The sequence below is a fragment of the Micromonospora sp. WMMD736 genome (assembly GCF_049179015.1).
In the GTDB taxonomy this organism is placed as follows: Bacteria; Actinomycetota; Actinomycetes; order Mycobacteriales; family Micromonosporaceae; genus Micromonospora.
Genome location: NZ_JBMHMI010000001.1, coordinates 4,904,402 through 4,923,459 on the forward strand (window position 1 = coordinate 4,904,402; position 19,058 = coordinate 4,923,459).

General features: G+C 72.3%; 20 protein-coding genes. 13 read left to right on the plus strand and 7 right to left on the minus strand.

The annotated features are described in order from the left end of the window. The first annotated feature begins 32 nt into the window (after positions 1 to 32). Complete coding sequence (locus ACN269_RS22190; protein ID WP_421474220.1) at positions 33 to 656, plus strand: HAD family hydrolase; 624 nt, start codon at positions 33 to 35, stop codon at positions 654 to 656. 27 nt (positions 657 to 683) lie between these two features. Continuing rightward, positions 684 to 1,070 carry a cold-shock protein gene (locus tag ACN269_RS22195; RefSeq protein WP_088986676.1) on the plus strand — a complete coding sequence of 129 codons (387 nt, stop codon included), beginning with the start codon at positions 684 to 686 and terminating at the stop codon, positions 1,068 to 1,070. Here ACN269_RS22195 and ACN269_RS22200 read toward each other — a convergent pair. Beyond that, a complete protein-coding gene (locus ACN269_RS22200; protein WP_421474221.1) occupies positions 1,031 to 1,879 on the minus strand; it encodes a 1,4-dihydroxy-6-naphthoate synthase in 849 nt (282 codons plus the stop codon). The two genes, ACN269_RS22195 and ACN269_RS22200, sit on opposite strands and share 40 nt — an antisense overlap. A gap of 597 nt (positions 1,880 to 2,476) precedes the next feature. Between ACN269_RS22200 and ACN269_RS22205 the strand changes: the two genes are divergently transcribed. Then, positions 2,477 to 3,319: a GNAT family N-acetyltransferase gene (locus ACN269_RS22205; RefSeq protein ID WP_421474222.1), complete on the plus strand. Its 843-nt coding sequence runs from the start codon at positions 2,477 to 2,479 to the stop codon at positions 3,317 to 3,319. On the opposite strand, the gene ACN269_RS22210 is transcribed toward ACN269_RS22205, so the two are convergent. Both ACN269_RS22210 and ACN269_RS22215 read right to left on the minus strand, forming a co-directional pair. After that, complete coding sequence (locus tag ACN269_RS22210; RefSeq protein WP_421474223.1) at positions 3,282 to 3,932, minus strand: futalosine hydrolase; 651 nt, start codon at positions 3,930 to 3,932, stop codon at positions 3,282 to 3,284. The genes ACN269_RS22205 and ACN269_RS22210 overlap by 38 nt on opposite strands. Next, positions 3,929 to 5,530, minus strand: a complete 1,602-nt coding sequence (locus ACN269_RS22215; protein ID WP_421474224.1) for an MFS transporter — start codon at positions 5,528 to 5,530, stop codon at positions 3,929 to 3,931. Before ACN269_RS22215 ends, ACN269_RS22210 begins: the two co-directional genes overlap by 4 nt. Positions 5,531 to 5,619: 89 nt before the next feature. Here ACN269_RS22215 and ACN269_RS22220 point away from each other — a divergent pair, with 89 nt between their 5' ends. Beyond that, positions 5,620 to 6,459, plus strand: coding sequence for a DUF3027 domain-containing protein (locus tag ACN269_RS22220; RefSeq protein WP_421474225.1), 840 nt, complete (start codon positions 5,620 to 5,622; stop codon positions 6,457 to 6,459). A 27-nt stretch (positions 6,460 to 6,486) separates the two neighbouring features. Here ACN269_RS22220 and ACN269_RS22225 read toward each other — a convergent pair whose 3' ends face one another. Continuing rightward, positions 6,487 to 6,732, minus strand: a complete 246-nt coding sequence (locus tag ACN269_RS22225; RefSeq protein ID WP_421474226.1) for a DUF2530 domain-containing protein — start codon at positions 6,730 to 6,732, stop codon at positions 6,487 to 6,489. An 89-nt stretch (positions 6,733 to 6,821) separates the two neighbouring features. On the opposite strand from ACN269_RS22225, the gene ACN269_RS22230 reads away from it, so the two are divergent. The 5 genes from ACN269_RS22230 (at position 6,822) to thpR (ending at position 11,447) form a co-directional block, all read left to right on the plus strand. After that, positions 6,822 to 8,300 carry an NCS2 family permease gene (locus ACN269_RS22230; RefSeq protein ID WP_421474227.1) on the plus strand — a complete coding sequence of 493 codons (1,479 nt, stop codon included), beginning with the start codon at positions 6,822 to 6,824 and terminating at the stop codon, positions 8,298 to 8,300. 117 nt (positions 8,301 to 8,417) lie between these two features. After that, positions 8,418 to 8,867 carry a MarR family winged helix-turn-helix transcriptional regulator gene (locus tag ACN269_RS22235; protein WP_421474228.1) on the plus strand — a complete coding sequence of 150 codons (450 nt, stop codon included), beginning with the start codon at positions 8,418 to 8,420 and terminating at the stop codon, positions 8,865 to 8,867. Between the two features lie 73 nt (positions 8,868 to 8,940). After that, positions 8,941 to 10,224 carry an MFS transporter gene (locus ACN269_RS22240; protein ID WP_421474229.1) on the plus strand — a complete coding sequence of 428 codons (1,284 nt, stop codon included), beginning with the start codon at positions 8,941 to 8,943 and terminating at the stop codon, positions 10,222 to 10,224. 121 nt (positions 10,225 to 10,345) lie between these two features. Continuing rightward, the gene (locus ACN269_RS22245) at positions 10,346 to 10,855 is read left to right on the plus strand and encodes a hypothetical protein (RefSeq protein WP_421474230.1); all 510 of its coding nucleotides are present in this window, start codon (positions 10,346 to 10,348) and stop codon (positions 10,853 to 10,855) included. A gap of 10 nt (positions 10,856 to 10,865) precedes the next feature. Then, entirely contained in the window at positions 10,866 to 11,447 is a 582-nt protein-coding gene (thpR, locus tag ACN269_RS22250) for an RNA 2',3'-cyclic phosphodiesterase (RefSeq protein ID WP_421474231.1), read from the plus strand. A gap of 140 nt (positions 11,448 to 11,587) precedes the next feature. On the opposite strand, the gene sepH is transcribed toward thpR, so the two are convergent. The 3 genes from sepH to ACN269_RS22265 all read right to left on the minus strand — a co-directional run bounded on the left by sepH (position 11,588) and on the right by ACN269_RS22265 (position 15,292). Further along, on the minus strand, positions 11,588 to 12,670 hold the full coding sequence (sepH, locus tag ACN269_RS22255; RefSeq protein WP_421474232.1) for a septation protein SepH: 1,083 nt from the start codon (positions 12,668 to 12,670) through the stop codon (positions 11,588 to 11,590). Between the two features lie 185 nt (positions 12,671 to 12,855). Beyond that, the gene (gene serC, locus ACN269_RS22260; protein ID WP_421474233.1) at positions 12,856 to 13,983 is read right to left on the minus strand and encodes a phosphoserine transaminase; all 1,128 of its coding nucleotides are present in this window, start codon (positions 13,981 to 13,983) and stop codon (positions 12,856 to 12,858) included. A 202-nt stretch (positions 13,984 to 14,185) separates the two neighbouring features. After that, the gene (locus tag ACN269_RS22265) at positions 14,186 to 15,292 is read right to left on the minus strand and encodes a citrate synthase 2 (protein ID WP_088986659.1); all 1,107 of its coding nucleotides are present in this window, start codon (positions 15,290 to 15,292) and stop codon (positions 14,186 to 14,188) included. Positions 15,293 to 15,572: 280 nt separating this feature from the next. Between ACN269_RS22265 and pdxH the strand changes: the two genes are divergently transcribed. Genes pdxH through ACN269_RS22285 form a run of 4 tightly spaced genes read left to right on the plus strand, consistent with a single transcriptional unit; the run spans position 15,573 to position 19,047 of the window. Continuing rightward, complete coding sequence (gene pdxH / locus ACN269_RS22270) at positions 15,573 to 16,202, plus strand: pyridoxamine 5'-phosphate oxidase (RefSeq protein WP_421476491.1); 630 nt, start codon at positions 15,573 to 15,575, stop codon at positions 16,200 to 16,202. Beyond that, complete coding sequence (locus ACN269_RS22275; RefSeq protein ID WP_421474234.1) at positions 16,199 to 17,497, plus strand: MFS transporter; 1,299 nt, start codon at positions 16,199 to 16,201, stop codon at positions 17,495 to 17,497. Before pdxH ends, ACN269_RS22275 begins: the two co-directional genes overlap by 4 nt. A gap of 18 nt (positions 17,498 to 17,515) precedes the next feature. Next, complete coding sequence (locus tag ACN269_RS22280) at positions 17,516 to 18,445, plus strand: aldose 1-epimerase family protein (RefSeq protein WP_421474235.1); 930 nt, start codon at positions 17,516 to 17,518, stop codon at positions 18,443 to 18,445. Next, positions 18,445 to 19,047 (plus strand): nitroreductase family protein, encoded by a 603-nt coding sequence (locus ACN269_RS22285; RefSeq protein WP_421474236.1) that lies wholly within the window; start codon positions 18,445 to 18,447, stop codon positions 19,045 to 19,047. Before ACN269_RS22280 ends, ACN269_RS22285 begins: the two co-directional genes overlap by 1 nt. The last annotated feature ends 11 nt before the right edge of the window (positions 19,048 to 19,058 follow it).

Consider the following 19,058-nt stretch of genomic DNA (forward strand, 5'->3'; position numbering starts at 1 on the left):
CCGGTCTGCGGTCGCCGGGTACGTTTCTCGACATGCCCGCACTGACCGTCGGCTTCGACCTCGACATGACCCTGGTGGACTCCCGCCCCGGCATCGCCGCGGCCTACCGCGCGTTGACCGCGAAGACCGGCGTTCCGGTGGACGCCGACCTGGCGGTGTCCCGCCTCGGCCCGCCGCTGCGCACCGAGATCGCCCACTGGTTCCCGCCGGAGCAGGTCGAATCGGCCGTCCTGCTGTACCGCGAGCTGTACCCCGCGTACGCGATCACCCCGACGGTCCCGCTTCCCGGCGCCCGGGAGGCCGTCGACGCGATCCGCGCCCGGGGCGGCCGGGTGCTGGTCGTCACCTCCAAGGTCGCCGGGCTGGCCCAGTTGCACCTGGACCATCTCGGCCTGGTGGTGGACGAGTTGGCTGGCGATCTGTTCGCCGAGCAGAAGGCGACCGCCCTGCGGGAGCACGGCGCGACCCACTACGTGGGCGATCACGTGGCGGACATGGTGGCGGCGGGGGTAGCCGGGGTGCCCGGAATCGCCGTGGCCACGGGCCCGTGCTCCCCGGATGAGCTGCGCGCGGCCGGGGCGAGCGTGGTGCTTGACGATCTCACCGGATTCCCAGCGGCGCTCGACGGCATGATCCAGCTAGCCTTGGAGCAGTAGCGGCTCAAGTGAAGCAGGGGTTTTCAGGTGCCTACGGGTCGAGTGAAGTGGTACGACACGGCCAAGGGATACGGCTTCGTCACCAGCGACGAGGGCGGTGACGTGTTCCTGCCCAAGGGCGCGTTGCCGGCGGGCGTCACCGACCTCAAGGGCGGTCAACGGGTCGACTTCAGCGTGGTGGACAGCCGCCGTGGCGCGCAGGCCATGGGCGTCAAGCTGCTGGACGCGCCGCCGTCGATGGCGGAGCTGCGGCGCCGGCCGGCCGAGGAGCTGCACGGCCTCGTCGAAGACATGATCAAGGTGCTGGAGGCGAAGGTCCAGCCGGACCTGCGTCGGGGCCGGTACCCCGACAAGAAGACCGCGCAGAAGATCGCTCAGCTGGTCCACGCGGTCGCGCGCGAGCTGGAGGTCTGAGGCACCAGCCCGGCGGTGGCGGCGCGGTCGAGGAGCGCCGTCACCGCGGCGAAGCCGGCCTCGCCCAGGTCGGCCGTGAACTCGTTGACGTAGAGGCCGATGTGCCGGTCCACCACGTCGAGCTCCATCTCCTGAGCGTGCGCGAGGACGTACTCCCGGCTGGCCGTCGGGTCCGCCCAGGCCTGCCGGACGGACTCGCGGATCCAGCCGGCGGCGGCCTCGGGGTCGACCGCGCCGCGACGGGCCAGGATCGCGCCGAGGGGAATGGGCAGGCCGGTGTCGGCCTCCCACCACTCGCCGAGGTCGACGAGCGCGGTCAGGCCGTGCCGGTGGTAGGTGAAGCGGGCCTCGTGGATGACCAGGCCCGCGTCATAGCGACCGGCCGCGACGCCCGGCATGATCTCGTGGAACGGAACCACCTCGATCCGGGCCGGCGGCCGTCCGGCCGACCAGAGCCGGAACAGCAGGTACGCGGTGGTCCGGTCGCCCGGCACGGCCACCGTGGCGCCGGTCAGGTCGGCACGGTCCGGACCGCCGTCACGGTCGCCCCGGGTGAGCACCAGCGGCCCGCACCCGCGACCGAGCGCGCCACCGCAGGGCAGCAGGTGGTAGTCGTCGAGCAGCCACGGCAGCGCCGCGTAGCTCACCTTCACCAGGTCGAACGTGCCCCGCTCGGCCGCCGTGTTGGTGACGTCGACGTCGGCGTACGTAACCTCGACCGGCGGTGCGCCGGGCACCCGCCCGTGCACCAGGGCGTCGAACACGAACGTGTCGTTGGGGCAGGGCGAGATCGCCAGAGAGAGCGCCACGCCCCTCACGTTAGCCCCGCCCGCGCGGCCCGTCGGTGCGCCCCCGTGTCTGGTGATCCGCGACAAACCAGTTCGCTGCACGTTCCGTGCCCTCCCTCGCCGCGCCCGCCGGGCATGGGGTGGGGGTGGATGGTGTGGTCGCCTCCTGTCGAGCTGCCCCAGATACGGGGCGACAGGGTGCCGGCGGGGGCAGAGCACCGGTGGCGGTCTTGGCGGTGGCGGTTGGTGGCTGATCGTGGCGGCCGTGGCGTTGGTGGTGTGGTCGCCTCCTGTCGAGCTGCCCCAGATGTGGGGCGACAGGGTGCCGGCGGGACAGAGCACCGGTGGCGGTCCTGGCGCTGGTGTTGGCGGCGGTCGTGGCGCTGGGGATTGGTGGCTGATCGTGGCGCTGGTGGATGGTGGCCGGCGTCGGACGATGGGGTCCGCCCCACTTCTGGGGCAGCTCGACAGGGGCCGACCACCCACAGGGATACCCACAGCCCCAGCGCGTTGTCCACAAGGTTATCCACAGACGGAGGAGGCTCTGTTGACGACGCTCGACGTCCGGAAAACCATGAACGGATGGGAGTTGGCGGGGATGCGCCTGACGTGGGAGCCGTGCTGCGCGATCTTCGTCGACGCGCGGACCTGAGCCAGCGGGAGTTGGCCGAAAGGTCCGGGGTGCCGAAGAGCACGCTGGCCCGGATCGAGGCCGGGCAGGGTGGCGAGCCGGCGTTTCGCACGGTGGCGCGGCTCGTTCGGGCGGCAGGCGGCGAACTCGCGTTCCGGTTGCCCGGTGACCATTTCGCCACCGCGCGCGGCGTTCCGGTGGGCATGCCTGTCGACGAGCCACGGGACGAGGCCGACCGTCGGTATCCGGCGCACCTTGACGTCCGCCGGGTGCGGACGCTCAGGGACTGGCCGGGTGCGTGGTGGGCGCACTCGTACACACTGCCGCAACGATCGTGGCCCTTGCGGGTGCCCGAGTTGACCTACGACCTGGACCGGGCCCGGCGGGACAAGCGACGGTGGCGGCAGGAGACCCGCGCGCGGGTTACCTTCCGGCGCGCGTGCGAAGACCTGCCGGCCACGTCCTGGCGGTTGCTCGCCGAGGTACCCGACGCCGGACCGGTGGGCGAGCTGCGGGCCCACGAGCGGAGCGCCGACCTTCTGCTCGGCGAGGATCTGGGCGACCGGCGTGACGTGGTGCTCGAGGGTCTTGTCGTTGCTCCGGACCTGCGATTCCTCGGCATCGGTCGACGACTGGTCGAGCTGTTGGCGACGGAGGTGGCGCGGGCCCACATCCGGAGCGTCCATGCGGTCGCCGAGTTCGGCGCCGTCGAATTTCTCCTCGCCTGCGGATTCGAACTGCGGGCGAGCCGACCGTCGGCGCTGCTGCTCGACGTCCGAGGGGAGCCCACGGTCAGCCCAGCGCCGAGGCCGCCTTCGTCAGGGCGGTGAGGGCCTCGCGCAGCCGCCAGGCGTCGCGGTCGCGCGGGCCGATCGGGTTGGAGATGGTGCGCAGTTCGGCGAAGGGCACTCCGGCCTGCGCGGCGGCGACGGCTACCCCGTACCCCTCCATGGCCTCGGCCACCGCCTCCGGATGCCGTCGGCGTAGCTCGGCGGTGCCGGCGGCGGTGCCGGTGACGGTGCTGACCGTGAGCACCGGTCCGATCGTGGCCACCGGTAGGGCGGCCCGCAGCGTTGCCAGTAACGCCGGGTCCGCGGGTACGACGCTGCCGCTGCCGAGCAGCGCGGGCGGCATACCCAGATCTTCGATGCCGATGAAGCCGTCCGGTGAGTCGGCGCCCAGGTCGGCCGCGATGCTCGCGGTGCCGAGCACGGTGTCGCCGACGGTTGCGCGCCCGGTGAAGCCGCCGGCCACGCCGGCACTGACCACCGCACGGTACGGGCGACCGGCCGCCTCGGCCAGGGTCAGCAGCCGCGCCGTGGCGGCACCCGCGACGGCCGGGCCCACCCCGACCGGGGCGACGGTCACGTCGGTGGCGGTCAGCCCGGCCTGCACGGCATCCGCCTCGGCCGGCACCGCGGTCACCACCAGCAGACCGGTCACGAGAGCGAGCCGGGGGACTCGCGGCGGGTCTCGTCGTCCGCGCCCCCACCCGGGCCGCCGACCGACGACGAAGGCCGGTAGATGTGGTAGCCGGGCGGTGCGAGCCCCGCTTCGTCGTGGCGCTGCGACGTGGCCTGAGGTGGCGCCGGCGAGGTGGGCGCGACGGTTTCGGGCGCGACGGTCTCGGGCTCGTCCTTGACCAGTTCGTCGTCACCCAGCGGCCGGCCGGCCAGCTTCTCGGCGCGGAGCCGAGCGGCCACCAGCACTCCGCGTACGGCGGCCACGATGCCCACCCCGGCGGCGACCGCGATGCCGGTCCGGCCGGCGAACGGCACCAGCCCGAGGCCGCCGCCCGCGACGAAGGCGAGCATGAGCACCGTCTCGGAGTGGGCGAACGAGCTGGCCCGCAGCCGCTCCGGGATGCGCTCCTGGATCGAGGCGTCCACGGCGAGCTTGGCCACTCCGCTGACCAGCGCGGTGACCAGGCAGAGCAGGGCCACCATCAGCAGCGAGAACTGGATGACGGCGAGTACCCCCACCCCCGCCACGATGATCATGCTGCTGGACTGGATGGCGGTCGGCCGGTGGATGCGCAGCCGGGTGCCGACGGCGGTCGCCAGGAAGCTGCCGACGGCGAGGGCGCCGCCGATCAACCCCAGCGCCCACTCCGCGCCCAGGTCCCGACCGAACACCCCGGTGGTCAGATCACCCTTCTTGATGGCGAACGCGAGGAAGAGCAGGAGGAAGCCGTACACGGCACGCAGAGTCGCGGCACCGATCAGGGTGGCGATCACCAGCCGTCCGGCGGGCCGACCCCGGCCCAGCGGTCGGTCCTCACGGCGGCCCAGGGCGCGGAGCGCGCGGGGGACGCGCTCGGGAGGCTCCGAGTCCGCCTTCGGGGGCAGCCGTAGCGAGATCACCATGCCCATCAGGAAGATCACTGACGCGACCCGCAGCGGCCACTGCGGCCCGAACCAGAAGGCGGCCAACCCGATCGGGGCCACCAGCGCGCCCGCCACCGTGCCGTACACGCTGGCCCGGGCACCCACCTGGGAGAGGCCCAGCCCTTCCGGCAGGAGCCGGGGTACCGCCGCCGAGCGGGCCACGCCGTAGGCGCGCGACAGCGCCAGCACACCGAACGCGGCCGGATAGAGCCCGAAGCCGTGGATGTAGTCCGAGATCAGCCAGGCCAGGAACGCCCGGCCGAGCATGGTGGCGGCCAGCGCGTACCGCCGGCCGTGCCGGAAGTGGTCCAGCAGCGGCCCCACCACGGGTGCGAGCATCGCGAACGGCACCATGGTCACCAGCAGGTAGAGCGCGACCTTGCTGCGGGCCTCACCCAGCGGCACGTTGAAGAAGATCGTCCCGGCCAGGCCGATCGCGATCAGGGTGTCACCCGCGCAGGAGAGCGCGTGCAGGTCGAACAGCCGGACCATGCCGACCTCGCCGCCGGCCCCTCGGGCCCGGGCGTGACTGGCCCGGCGGGTCACCCAGCGGCCGCTGCCCACCGAGCCGCGCAGAAGCAGACGGATGGCCCTGATGCCGGTGCCGACGGTCCGCCCGAGGAGGGATCGCCCGGAGTGGGAGTACGGCGGCATGTGCACCATCCTCGCCCATCCGACGCAGGTGTGCCGCATCAGTCGCGGCGAAAGGTTCCCCGGGAGTCCCTGTCACCCCTGCGGGGAGCATGGGGAACAATGGTCGGGTGACCAGGCCCGCCTCCACCCGTGCCGCCCGTCTCGACCAGGTCTGCGCCGCCGCCGTCGAGGTGGCCCGTGCCGGCATCACCGAGGTCGGTGCCGACGACGTCGGCGACCACCTCCAGGTCGTCTCCGAGGGCGAACGGCTGGTCACCCACTACTTCGAGTGCCGCCTCGCCGGCTACCGCGGCTGGCGGTGGGCGGTCACCGTCACCCGCGTCCCGCGCAGTCGTACGGTGACCATCTGCGAGACGGTGCTGCTGCCCGGCCCGGACGCGCTGCTCGCGCCCGGCTGGCTGCCCTGGCAGGAGCGGCTCAAGCCCGGTGACCTCGGCCCGGGTGACCTGCTGCCGACCGCTCCGGAGGATGAGCGGCTGGTCCCCGGCTACCTGCTCTCCGACGACCCGGCGGTCGAGGAGACGGCCTGGGAGTTGGGTCTCGGTCGGGCCCGGGTGCTCTCCCGGGAGGGTCGGGCCGACGCGGCGCAGCGTTGGTACGACGGTGACCACGGCCCGACGGCGGCCATCTCCACCGCCGCCCCGGCCGCCGCCCGCTGCGGCACCTGCGGCTTCTACCTTCCGTTGGCCGGGGCGATGCGGCAGGCGTTCGGCGCGTGCGGCAACTTCTACGCACCCGACGACGGCCGGGTGGTCAGCGCCGACCATGGTTGTGGCGCGCACTCCGAGACGCTGATCGAGGCCGCCGAGACCGCGGTCGAGGACCTACCAACGGTGTACGACGACAGCGCCGTGGAGGCCATGTCGGTCAGCCGTGCGCCGGGTTCGGTCGAGGCGGCGGAGCCGGCGGAGCCGTACGGGCATTCCTGAGCCGCGCTCCGGCGCGGGCCGGTGCGTTCAGCTCGCCCGGCGCCGACGTCGGTTGGCGTCGTGCCGCATCATGACGGCGAGGCCGGGGAAGCCCCACAGGAAACCGGCGAGGCAGGTCCAGAGCCAGTTCTCGTGATGGTGCTCGGTCAACCAGCCCCGGAAGAACACCAGCAGCACCAGTCCGACGACCGCCCAGGCGATCAGGCCGGCGACGGCGAACGGCACCATCGGCGGGTCCAGCGGCGCGGGGCGCGGTGGCTGGTCGTTCGGCATCGGGCAAGCGTACGCGATGTACTTCCCCTGCCCGCCGGCGATCTGGGACGATGCGCGCGACAACCGGAAGATCACCTGTGAGGGTCCTCATGGCAGTAGCGCCGCCCGAGAACGACACACCTTCCCACCCCGCTCAACCGCGTAACGGCTTCGACCGGTTCTTCGAGATCTCCGCCCGCGGCTCGACGGTGAGCCGTGAGGTACGCGGTGGTCTCGCGACCTTCTTCACGATGGCGTACATCGTCGTGCTCAACCCGCTGATCCTGGGCGGTGCCGTCGACGGTGACAACAAGACCCTTCCGATTCCGGCGCTGGCCGCCGCGACGGCACTGGTCGCCGGCCTGATGACCATCCTGATGGGTGTCGTCGGCCGCTTCCCGTTGGCGCTCGCCGCCGGTCTGGGCGTCAACGCTCTGGTGGCGTACGAGATCGCCCCCGAGATGACCTGGGCCGACGCGATGGGCCTCGTGGTGATCGAGGGTGTGATCATCGCGGTGCTGGTGCTGACCGGTCTGCGTACCGCCGTGTTCCGATCGGTGCCTACGCAGATGAAGACGGCGATCGGCGTCGGCATCGGCCTCTTCCTGACCATCATCGGCCTGGTGGACGCGGGCTTCGTCCGGCGACTCCCGGACGCCGCCAACACCACCGTTCCGGTCGGCCTAGGCGTCGGCGGCAAGCTGGTGAGCTGGCCGCTGCTGGTCTTCGTGGTGGGCCTGCTGCTCACCCTGGTGCTCGTGGTGCGCCGGGTCCGGGGCGCGATCCTGATCGGCATCCTCGCGTCCACCGTGCTGGCGGTGATCGTGGAGGCGATCGGCAACATCGGCCCGTCGTTCGTGGACGGCAAGCCCAACCCGAAGGGCTGGGCGCTGAACGTGCCGGAGTTGCCCAAGACCGTCGTCGACGTGCCGGACCTGTCGTTGCTCGGCAAGTTCAACGTGCTCGACTCGTGGGGTCGGGCCGGCTGGGTCGTCGTGCTGATGTTCATCTTCACGCTGCTCATCACGGACTTCTTCGACACCATGGGCACGATGGTGGCGGTCGGCCAGGAGGGTGGCCTGCTGGACGAGAAGGGCACCCCGCCGAAGGCCAAGGAGATCCTGCTGGTCGACTCGATCGCGGCGGCGGCCGGCGGTGCGGCCAGCACGTCGAGCAACACGTCGTACATCGAGAGTGCCGCAGGTGTCGCGGAGGGTGCCCGGACCGGCGTGGCCAACCTGGTCACCGGCGCCCTCTTCCTGCTGGCGATGTTCCTCGCGCCGCTGGTGGTGATCGTGCCGTTCGAGGCGGCCTCGACGGCGCTGGTGGTGGTCGGTTTCCTGATGATGACCGCGGTACGGACGATCGACTGGTCGGACTACGAGATCGCCATCCCCGCGTTCCTCACCATCGTGCTGATGCCGTTCACCTACTCGATCTCGAACGGGATCGGCGCCGGTCTGATCACCTTCGTGGTGGTCAAGCTGGCCCGGGGCAAGGGCCGGGAGATCCACCCGCTGCTGTACGGGGTGGCCGCCCTCTTCGTGCTGTATTTCCTGCGCGGGCCCATCGAGTCGCTGGTGCTCTGACAGCCGTCGTCCGGGCGGGGGTCGACGGTGATTCCCCGCCCGGAACAGCACAAACATCCCGGTGAGCCTGGTCATAACAGATGTCGTTAGCCAGGCTCATTAGTTAAGCTAACTAACGTGACGGAGCGGACGGTGACGGCGGAACGCGTGCCACCGGCGCAGCTGGCTCCCCAGCTGCGAGATGCGATCACCCGACTCAACCGGCGGGTCCGACGGGCCCGGCCGGTCGGCGACCTCACGGTCACCCAGGTCTCCGCGCTCACCAGCCTGCGGCTGGCGGGCGCGATGACGCCCCGGGAACTGGCCGAGATCGAACGGGTGCAGCCGCCGACGATGACCAAGATCGTCGCGAAGTTGGAGGACCGTGGCCTCGTGCGACGGACCCCCCACCCGACCGACGGCCGGCAGGTCATCCTCGCGGCGACCGAAGAAGGGCAGGCCGTGCTCGACCAGTTCGAGCGGGCCCGCGACGAATGGCTGGCCCACCGGCTGGCCGCGCTCGACGAGGACGAACGGGCGACCCTGCACCGGGCCGCCGAGATTCTCCAGCAGCTCGCTCGCGCCTGAGCTCGCGCCCGCGCCACCGGGCCGTGCCGTCACCTGACGATGACGCGTACGTCCTTGAGGAGGCGCACCGAGAGTGCAGGCCAAGCTGAGCACGATGTTCCAGTCCCTACAGGTCCGCAACTACCGCCTCTTCGCATCCGGGCAGCTGATCAAACTCATCGGCGTCTGGATGATGTTCATCGCCCAGGACTGGCTCGTCCTCGATCTCTCCGACAACTCGGCCACCGCGCTCGGCGTGGTCACCGCCTGTCAGTTCACGCCAGTGCTGCTGCTCACCCTCTTCTCCGGTCGCCTCGCCGACCGGTACGACAAGCGGGTCCTGCTGTTCGCCGCCAACAGCTTCTGGAGCGTGCTGGCGCTCGTCATGTCGCTGCTGGTCCTCACCGACCTGGTGCAGCTCTGGCACGTCTTCGCCTTCGCCGCGCTGCTCGGTACCGCCAACGCCGTGGAGACCCCGGTCCGGCAGGCGTTCGTCTCCGAGTTGGTCGGCACCCCGTTGCTGCCCAACGCGCTGTCGCTGAACGCCGCCGTGTTCAACTCCGCCCGGATCGTCGGTCCGGCCGTCGCCGGTCTGGCCATCGCCGCCTTCGATGTGGGCCCGGTCTTCCTGTTCACCGCCGTCAGCTCCATCGCGCCGTTGGTGAACGTCGTCCGGATGCGGACCGCCGAACTACAGCGTGACGCGCTCCCGCCGCGCGACGAGCGGGCGTCCGCGAAGGTCGTCGACGGGCTGCGGTACGTGTGGCGGCGGCCGGACCTGCTGCTGCCGATGGCGGTGATGTCGGTGATCGGCATGTCGCTGTTCAACTTCCAGCTCACCCTGGCCGCGCTGGCCAAGACGGTGTTCAACACCGGTGCCGCCTCGTTCGGCCTGTTCAGCACCGCCCTTGCCGTGGGCGCGCTGGGCGGCGCGCTCAGCGGCACCGGTCGGCGCAGCCGCCCGTCGGTGTGGCTGGTGCTCGGCGCCGCGATCGGCTGTGCCAGCTTCGGCACCCTGGTCGGCTTCGCGTCGACGTACTGGCTGGTCGTGGCGCTGCTGGTGCCCACCGGCTTCTTCATGGTCTTCTTTGCCCAGGCCGCCAACCAGCGGGTCCAGCTCGGCGTGGACGCCGCGTTCCGGGGACGGGTGATGGCCCTGTGGGTGCTGGTGTTCCTGGGCACCAACCCGGTCGGTGCGCCGCTGATCGGCTGGGTGGCCGAGCACTTCGGCGCCGGCGCGAGCATCTGGATGGGCGGGCTGATCTCGCTGGCCACCGCGCTGATCGCGCTGACCTGGCAGCTGCGCCGCTCCGGTGCGCGGCTGCGCTTCCGGGTGCTGCCCATGCCCCGCTTCTACGTCACCTCCGCCGACTGCTGACCCGCGCGCTCGGGGCCCCCGCCAACCGGGCCGGGGCCCCGAGCGCGGTCCGGATCGACTGACACGCACGGATGCGGCCAAATCGCTGGCGAGGTGGCACGACGGGGCTTAGCGTCGATATGTGGGAGTCGGACGCGCGCTGATGCTGGCCCTGGCGTTCCTCGCCGTGGCCAGCATCCCGGCGGTGTTCGCCCTGCTCTTCTGCTACGACGAGATTCTCGACCGGGTGGTCTGCGGCTGGGCCGAGTGGCGGGAGCGCCGACGGGAGCGGCGTACCATCGCCCGCCTCGACCGGGCCATCGAAGCCGACGCGTTGACCCGGGACATCGACCTGAGCGAGTTCGACCGTACCGACCGTCGTCCCCTGGAACAGCTCGCGGCCGACCTGCGCCGCCTCGGCGGGCAGCGGATCGGCGGCATCGGCCGGCCGGTGGTCTGGCACCCAGCGGTGGTCCAGGCGTACGACGACCGGCTCCGGCTGGCCTGCCGCGCCCTCGGGATCACCGAGCATCTCGCCGAGCTGACCGGCGTCGACGAGGAGATCGAGCGGGTACGCGTCGAGGGCGTGCTGCACGCCGCCGGCCTGACCCTGCCGGCCGCCCGAGCCGGGCACCGGCAACGGCACCGCTGAACGGTCCTGGATGCGGCTCTTCGTGGCGGTCTGTCCGCCCGCCGAGGTGGTCAGCCATCTCGGCACCCAGATCGCCCGGCTGCGGGTCGGCGCGGCGGCGGCCGCCGGCGCCCGGGTGCGGCTCGTCGACCCGTGCGATCTGCACCTCACCCTGGCGTTCCTCGGCGACGTCGAGACCGCCCGGCTGGTCGACGTGGAGAGTGCGCTCGGGCTCGCCGCCGATTCGTTCCGCGCCGGCCGCGAAGCCCCGCCCCGGCTACGTCTCGGCGGTGGTGGCGTGTTCGGCGACAGCCGGCGCACGTTGCTCTGGGTGGACGCCCGGGGCGACGTCGAGGTGCTGCACGGCCTGGCCCGGCTCGTGCGAGAGCGGCTACGCGTGGCCGGGTTGCCGTACGACGACAAGCCCTTCCGCCCGCACCTGACCGTGGCCCGGCCCGGCGACCGGATGGACCCGACCGCCGTCGAAGCCGACCGCACCGACCTGGACGAGTACGCGGGACCGGAGTGGCGGACGACGGAGTTGCTGCTGATGCGCAGCCGCCTCGGGGCGGCACGCCCGCGCTACGAGCGGCTCGCCGCCTGGCCGCTCTGACGCGTCGATCCCGCGTGAACGGCTCGACGATCTGCTCACCGCCTGAGGCGTGATCCACTCGGGTTCTTGGAAGTCGGGGTGTTTTGCGGGCGCTGACAGCCCGACTTCCGTGAACCCGAGTGGATCAAGCAGTGGCTGCGTCAGGAGGACTCGCGGGCGGCCGGACCGCTGCCGAAGAGGACGTCGTCCCAGCTCGGCAGGCGCTTGCGCGGCTTGCCGCCGGCCTCGGCGGTCTCGCCACCGGCTGCCGCCGCGGCCGTACCGGTCCGCCGGGGTCGCAGCACCGCCAGCGACGGCACGGCCGGGACCTCCTTGGGCGCGTCCGAGTCGTCGTCGAAGGCCGAGCCCTGGCCGCCGCCGAGCAGCGCCGCAGCGCCACCGCCGACCGGCCGCTGCCGGGGTGCGTCCGGCCCGGCGAGAGCAGCCGGGGTACGCGGTTCGAGCCCGCGACCCGACGAGGCCCCGAGCGGACGGTCCAGCGAGGCGAGCAGGGCGTCCCGGCCGGCCCGGATCGGATCGCGGCCCGGACGCGGGTGCTCGGACGCCGCCGGCAACCCGTGCCCACCGCGACTCGGCTCACCACGCGACGGACCGGGCAGGCCGTGCCCGCTGCGCTCCGGCGCCGGCTCCTGGCCGAGGATCGGCGTGGGCCGCTCGGCGCACAGATATTGCGCCATGTCGTCGTGCGGGGTGACCACCTGCCGGGTCTTGTCGAGATCCCAGATGGCCTGGGCGGTGGCCTTGCCCGACGGCCAGGTGGCGATGATGCGCCAGGTGCCGTCGTCGCGCCGGTACGCGTCCCAGGAGATCTTCTCGGTGTCGATGCCGTGCTGGCTCAGCCGACCGTTGACCACCTCGGCCAGTGGGGTGGGCTTCTCCGCGCCCTTGAGCCGGGTGCGACGGGCGTGCTGAGCGAGCATGGCCCGCTCCTGCAACACCGGCCCGGCGTAGCGCAGGACCCGGTCGACCGGCACCCCGGCGATCCGGGCGACGTCCTCGGCCGACTCACCGGAACGGATGCGGGCCTGGATGTCCCGAGGAGACAGGGACGGAACGGGGTCGGCGGCGGTCGGCGCCACCGCGAGCGGCGTCGCGCCGGGCTCCGCGTGCAGCGCACCGGCGATCCGCTCGTCGATAGGGAGGGCGAGCAGCCGCCCGACCTCGTCGGCGAGAACCAGAGCATGGCCGTCCTCGGAGAGGGCGACGAAGCGTACTGGGCGCATAACGTTGCCTCCGTCCCGCTTCGCTGGCCGCACGCCACGAGTCGGCCACCCAGGCGTCTCGGACCACCGTACGCGCATCTGTCTCAGGGTGGGGGAAGCGACACCCCGCATGTCGTGACTGAGCTGCGGCAATGATCACGGTGGGTGTCCATCGAGGCGTCGACGGACACCCACCGTGACGAAGCTCAGAGCCGCTCGACCACGTAGTCGATGGACGCGGTCAGGGCCTCGACGTCGGACGGCTCGACGGCCGGGAACAGCGCCACCCGCAACTGGTTGCGGCCGAGCTTGCGGTACGGCTCGGTGTCGACGATGCCGTTGGCGCGCAGCGCCTTGGCGATCGCGGTGGCGTCCACCCCGTCGGTGAAGTCGATGGTCGCGACCACGTTGGACCGCAGCGCCGGGTCGGTGACGAACGGAGTGGCCACCGTGGACCGCTCCGCCCAGCCGTACACCGTGGCGGCGCTCTCCGCCGTGCGCTTCGCCGCCCAGGCCAGGCCGCCCTGCGCGTTCATCCAGTCGGTCTGCTCGGCGGCCAGGAAGATGGTGGCCAGCGCCGGGGTGTTGTACGTCTGCTCGAGCCGCGAGTTGTCGATCGCGGTCGCCAGGTCCAGGAAGGCCGGGATGTAACGGCCGGACGCCTTGATCTCGGCGGCCCGGTCCAGCGCGGCCGGCGACATCAGGGCCAGCCAGAGGCCGCCGTCCGAGCCGAAGCACTTCTGCGGCGCGAAGTAGTAGACGTCGGTCTCGCCGACGTTGACCTCCAGGCCGCCCGCGCCGGAGGTGGCGTCGACCAGCAGCAGCGAACCCTCGTCGGCGCCGGCCACCCGGCTGATCGGCACGGCCACGCCGGTCGAGGTCTCGTTCTGCGGGGTCGCGTACACGTCCACGCCGGCCTCGGCGACCAGGGCCGGGGCGCTGCCGGCGGCGGCCTTGCGGACGGTGGGCTCGCCCAGGAACGGCGCGTCCGCGACCGACTTGGCGAACTTCGCGCCGAACTCGCCGAAGCTGGCGAACTGGGCCCGGTCACGGACCAGGCCGAAGGTGGCGACCTCCCAGAACGCCGTGGTGCCGCCGTTGCCGATCACGACCTCGTAGCCCTCGGGCAGGGAGAAGAACTCGGCGATGCCGGAGCGCAGCCGGGCCACCTGGTCGCGGACCGTCTTCTGCCGGTGCGACGTACCCAGGTAGCTGGTCGCCACCTCGGCGAGCGCGGACACGGCCGCCGGACGGACCTTGGACGGGCCGCAGCCGAAACGGCCGTCGGCGGGCTTGATCTCGTCGGGAATCCGGATGATCGGTGCGTCAGCCACGGTTCTGAAGATCCTTCCGCAAGGGCGAGGGCGGGCCCGGCGACACTGCCGGCCCTCATCCTCGCACCCTGGGTCGGCGGCGACGGCCGGGGTCCCGACCGGCGGTCTGAGTCCTTCGCCACACCGCCGTGCTCGGGCGGGCCGCGACGCGAAAGGGCCCCCGTCCGACGCGGAACGTCGGACGGGGGCCCTTTTACGCAGCTCAGACGCCGTGCGGGACGGCGCCCCAACCCTCGACGTCGGACGGCTTGCGGGTCTCCGGACCCACGTAGCGGGCGGACGGCCGGACCAGCCGCTGGAGGCGCTTCTGCTCCAGGATGTGCGCGCTCCAACCGCCCATCCGCGCGCAGGTGAACATCGACGTGAACATGTGCGCCGGTACCTCGGCGAAGTCCAGCACGACGGCCGACCAGAACTCGACGTTGGTGGCGAGCACCCGGTCCGGACGGCGGGCCTGAAGTTCGGCGAGGGCGGCCTTCTCCAGCGCCTCGGCGATCTCGAAGCGCGGCGCACCCAACTCCTTGGCGGTGCGCCGGAGCACGCGGGCCCGCGGGTCCTCGGCACGGTAGACGCGGTGGCCGAAGCCCATCAGCCGCTCACCGCGGTCGAGGACACCCTTGACGTACCCCTCGGCGTCGCCGCTGCGCTCCACCGCCTCGAGCATGCTGAGCACGCGCGAGGGCGCGCCGCCGTGCAGCGGGCCGGAGAGGGCGCCGATGCCCGACGAGATGCAGGCCGCCGCGTCGGCGCCGGTGGAGGCGACGATGCGCGCGGTGAAGGTGGAGGCGTTCAGGCCGTGCTCGGCGGCCGAGATGAAGTACGCGTCGACGGCCTTGACGTGCCGCGGGTCCGGCTCGCCCCGCCAGCGCTTCATGAACCGCTCGACGATGGTCTGCGCCTTGTCGATCTCCTTCTGCGGCACGGCCGGCAGGCCGAGACCGCGCGCGGACTGGGCGACGAAGGAGAGCGCGGTCACCGACACCCGGGCCAGGTCCTCGCGGGCCTGCTCGTCGGAGATGTCCAACAGCTGGTTGAGGCCCCAGTAGGGGGCCAGCATGGCGACCGCCGACTGCACGTCGACCCGGATGTCACCGGAGTGCACCGGCACCGGGAACGGCTCCGCCGGCGGCAGGCCCGGCCCGAACCGGCCGTCGACGAGCAGCGCCCAGACGTTGCCGAACGAGACCTGGCCGATCAGATCCTCGATGTCGACCCCGCGATAGCGCAGCGCGCCACCCTCGCGGTCGGGTTCGGCGATCTCGGTCTCGAAGGCGACGACGCCCTCCAGACCGGGTTTGAAGTCGGCCATGTCGTTCTCCTGGATCTGCTCGGTGCGCCCGATCAGCTGATCCGGCCCGGTCGGCCGAGCGCCTTAGGCGACCCTCAGGGATGTGTTCGGAACATCTTGCCTGCTGGGTAACCGGATACGCGACCCAGTGCGACTGTGCTGCACGCGACATCTCCGGGCGCGCATTCTGCGCGTCGGTCGGTGAGACTGGGCGAAGCGGTCTGGCCAGCGCGGGAGGGCACCGGTCGGCACGCCGAGAAGGAGTGGGAACGTGACGGGCGACACACCGACCCCGGCCGCGATGCGTAACGAGTACGCCGCGGACCTGGGTCTGACCGAGGCTGACCTGGCCGCCGACTGGTACACCCAGTTCGACAGGTGGTTCGCCGACGCGGTGGCCCACGGGCTACCCGAACCCAACGCGATGGTGGTGGGCACGGCCGACGCCGCCGGTCGACCGAGTGGGCGGACGGTGCTGCTCAAGGGGTACGACCCGGACGGCTTCGTCTTCTTCACCAACCACCTGTCCCGCAAGGGCGTCGAGGCGGCCGGCAACCCGTACGCCAGCCTGGTCTTTCCGTGGTTTCCGATGCAGCGGCAGGTGGTGGTCGCAGGATCGGTCGCCCCGGTCGATCCGGCGGTGACCGAGTCGTACTTCGCCAGCCGGCCGCGCGGATCGCAGGTGGGCGCGTGGGCCAGCCCGCAGTCGTCGGTGGTGCCGGACCGGGCCACGCTGGAGGAGAGCTACCGGGAGGTGGCCGAACGGTACGCCGACGAGAGCGTCATCCCGCCCCCGCCGCACTGGGGTGGCCTGCGCGTCCGGCCGGACTCGGTGGAGTTCTGGCAGGGCCGGGCCGGTCGGCTGCACGACCGCCTGCGCTTCCGTCTCGTCGACGAGGGCGACTGGATCGTCGAGCGGTTGGCACCGTGACCGGTGTGCAGGAGGCCCGGCCGCGTGGAGCGCGCCGCTGGGCGATCGACGTCCGCCCACTGCGCGTACCGGCGTACCGGCGGTTGTGGCTCGGCAACACCGTGGCGATGTTCGGCTTCCAGTTCACCGCCGTCGCGGTGCCCGTCGAGATGTACGCCCTGACCCGGGACTCGTTCTGGGTCGGCCTGCTGGGCGTGGCTGCCTTCGTACCCCTGCTGATCTTCGGGCTCTGGGGTGGCGCGGTCGCCGACGCCCGCGACCGCCGTGCCGTGCTGCTCGGCGGCTCATTGTTGCTCTGGGCATCCACTCTCGGGCTGCTGGTCCAGGCGCTGCTCGACGTGGGCAGTCCGGTGCTGCTGCTGGTGTTGATGGCGGTGCAGTCGGTGGCGTTCGCGATCACCTCGCCGGCCCGCAGTGCCATGCTGCCCCGCCTGGTCCCCGACGACCTCGTCCCGGCCGCCAGCACCCTCAACTACACGACCTTCACCGCCGCGTCGGTCGCCGGCCCGCTCGCCGCCGGCCTCATCCTCGCCGCCTCGTCGGACACCCGGGTGGTGCTGCCGATCGCGTACGGGCTGGACGCGGTGCTGTTCACGGCGATGCTCTGGGCGGCGCTGCGCCTGCCGGCGCTGCCGCCCGAACCGAGCGCCGACGGTCAGGTCCGCCGGGCCGGCCTGGCCAGCGTCATCGACGGCTTCCGGTACCTGGCCACCACACCCGTCCTGCTGCTCTCCTTCGGGGTGGACCTGATCGCGATGATCCTGGCCATGCCGCGGGCCCTGTTCCCGGAGATCGCCAACGAGCGGTTCGGTGGGGGCGGCTCGGTCGGCCTGCTCTACAGCGCCATCGCGATCGGCTCCATGATCGGCGGACTGACCTCCGGCTGGATCGGGCGGCTGCGCCGGCAGGGCGTCGGCCTGGTCGTCGCGGTGGTCGGCTGGGGCCTCGCGATCGCCGCCGCCGGGTTGGCCCACCAGCTCTGGCTGATGGTCCTGCTGCTCGCCGTGGCCGGCGCCGCCGACCTGGTCAGCGCCGTCCTGCGGCAGTCCATGCTGCTGGTGTACGCGCCGGACCGCATGCGCGGCCGGCTCCAGGGCGTCAACACGGTGGTGGTGGCCGGTGGACCACGCCTCGGCGACCTGCGGGCCGGCACCATGGCGGCCGGGTTCGGCGGCGGGGTGGCCTGGGTCGCCGGTGGACTCGCCTCGGCGGTGCTCGTGGTGGTGCTCGCCGTCGCCTTCCCGGCGCTGCTGCGTTACCGCGCCACCACGGCGTCGAGCGGCGACCGGCCGTGACCGGTTAGGGTCGCCGGCATGGAAAGCCCCGAGCAGCGCCCCTTCTCCGGCGCACAGTGGACCATCGCCGCCGCGGGCCACGAGGCCGTCATCGTCGAGGTGGGCGGCGGGCTGCGGACGTACCGGCACGACGGCGTCGACCTGCTCGACGGGTACGGCGTCGACGAGGTCTGCCCCGGCTGCGCCGGACAGGTGCTCGCGCCCTGGCCGAACCGGATCCGGGACGGGCGCTACGCGTACGGCGACCGGACGCACCAGCTCGCCCTGACCGAGCCGGAGCGGCACGTCGCCATCCACGGGCTGGTCAACTGGGTGTCGTGGCGGCTGTTGGAGCAGTCCACGGACGCGGTGACCCTCGGCTACGACCTGCCGCCGCAGCCCGGCTACGAGTGGCCGCTGCGGCTCGTCAGCCGGTGGAGCGTGGGCGCGGACGGGCTGCGGGCCGAGCACGAGGTGACGAACGTCGGCACCGAGGTCGCCCCGTTCGGCTTCTCCGTGCACCCGTACCTGCAACTGCCGGGTGTCGCCGTGGACGACCTGGTCATGCGGCTTCCGGCGCGTACCCGGATCATGGTGGACGGCCGGTTGCTCCCGGTCGGCGCGACGCCGGTGGCCGGCACCGAGTACGACTGGATCAGCCCGCGCCGGATCGGCGACGCCGAGTTGGACCTGTGCTTCGGCGAGGTCGTCCGCGAGGCGGACGGCGGCTCCTCGGTGAGCCTGGCGGCACCGGACTCCTCGTCCGGGGTGAGCATCTGGGCGGACGCGGAGTTCGGCTGGTGGCAGGTCTTCACCGGCGACGCGCTCACCGGCGAGCGACACCGCCGGTCGGTGGCGATCGAGCCGATGACCTGCCCGCCGGACGCGTTCCGGTCGGGCAGGGACGTGCTCGCGCTGAAGCCCGGCACGACCTGGCGGGGTGCCTGGGGCATCCGTCCCGGGGCCTGATGGAGTTCGCCGAGGTCGTCCGCCGTCGACGGATGGTCCGCAACTACGACCCGGACCGTCCGGTCCCGCCCGACGTGGTGGACCGGCTGCTCGACCACGCCGTACGCGCCCCGTCGGCCGGCTTCGCCCAGGGCTGGGGATTCCTGGTGCTGGAGGAGGCGGCCGACCGGGAGCGGTTCTGGGCGGCCACCACGCCGGACGGCGGCGGACGGGAGCGCTGGCTGGCGGGGATGCGCCGCGCGCCGCTCATCGTGGTGCCGCACGCCAACGAGTCCGCCTACCTGACCCGGTACGCGGAGCCCGACAAGGGCTGGACCGACCGGTCGACGGACCGCTGGCCGGTGCCCTACTGGTACGTCGACACCGGCTTCGCCGCGCTGCTCATGCTGCTCACGGCGGTGGACGAGGGGCTGGGGGCGTGTTTCTTCGGGATCCCACCCCAGCGGCTGGCCGCGTACCGGGAGAGCTTCGGCGTGCCGGTGGAGTACCAGCCCATCGGTGCCGTCACAATCGGTTACCGCGCACCGGACCATCGGTCACCATCGTTGCGTCGTGGTCGTCGTGGAATCGACGAGGTGGTGCGGCGTGGCCGGTGGAGTTGAGTGCGGCGTCC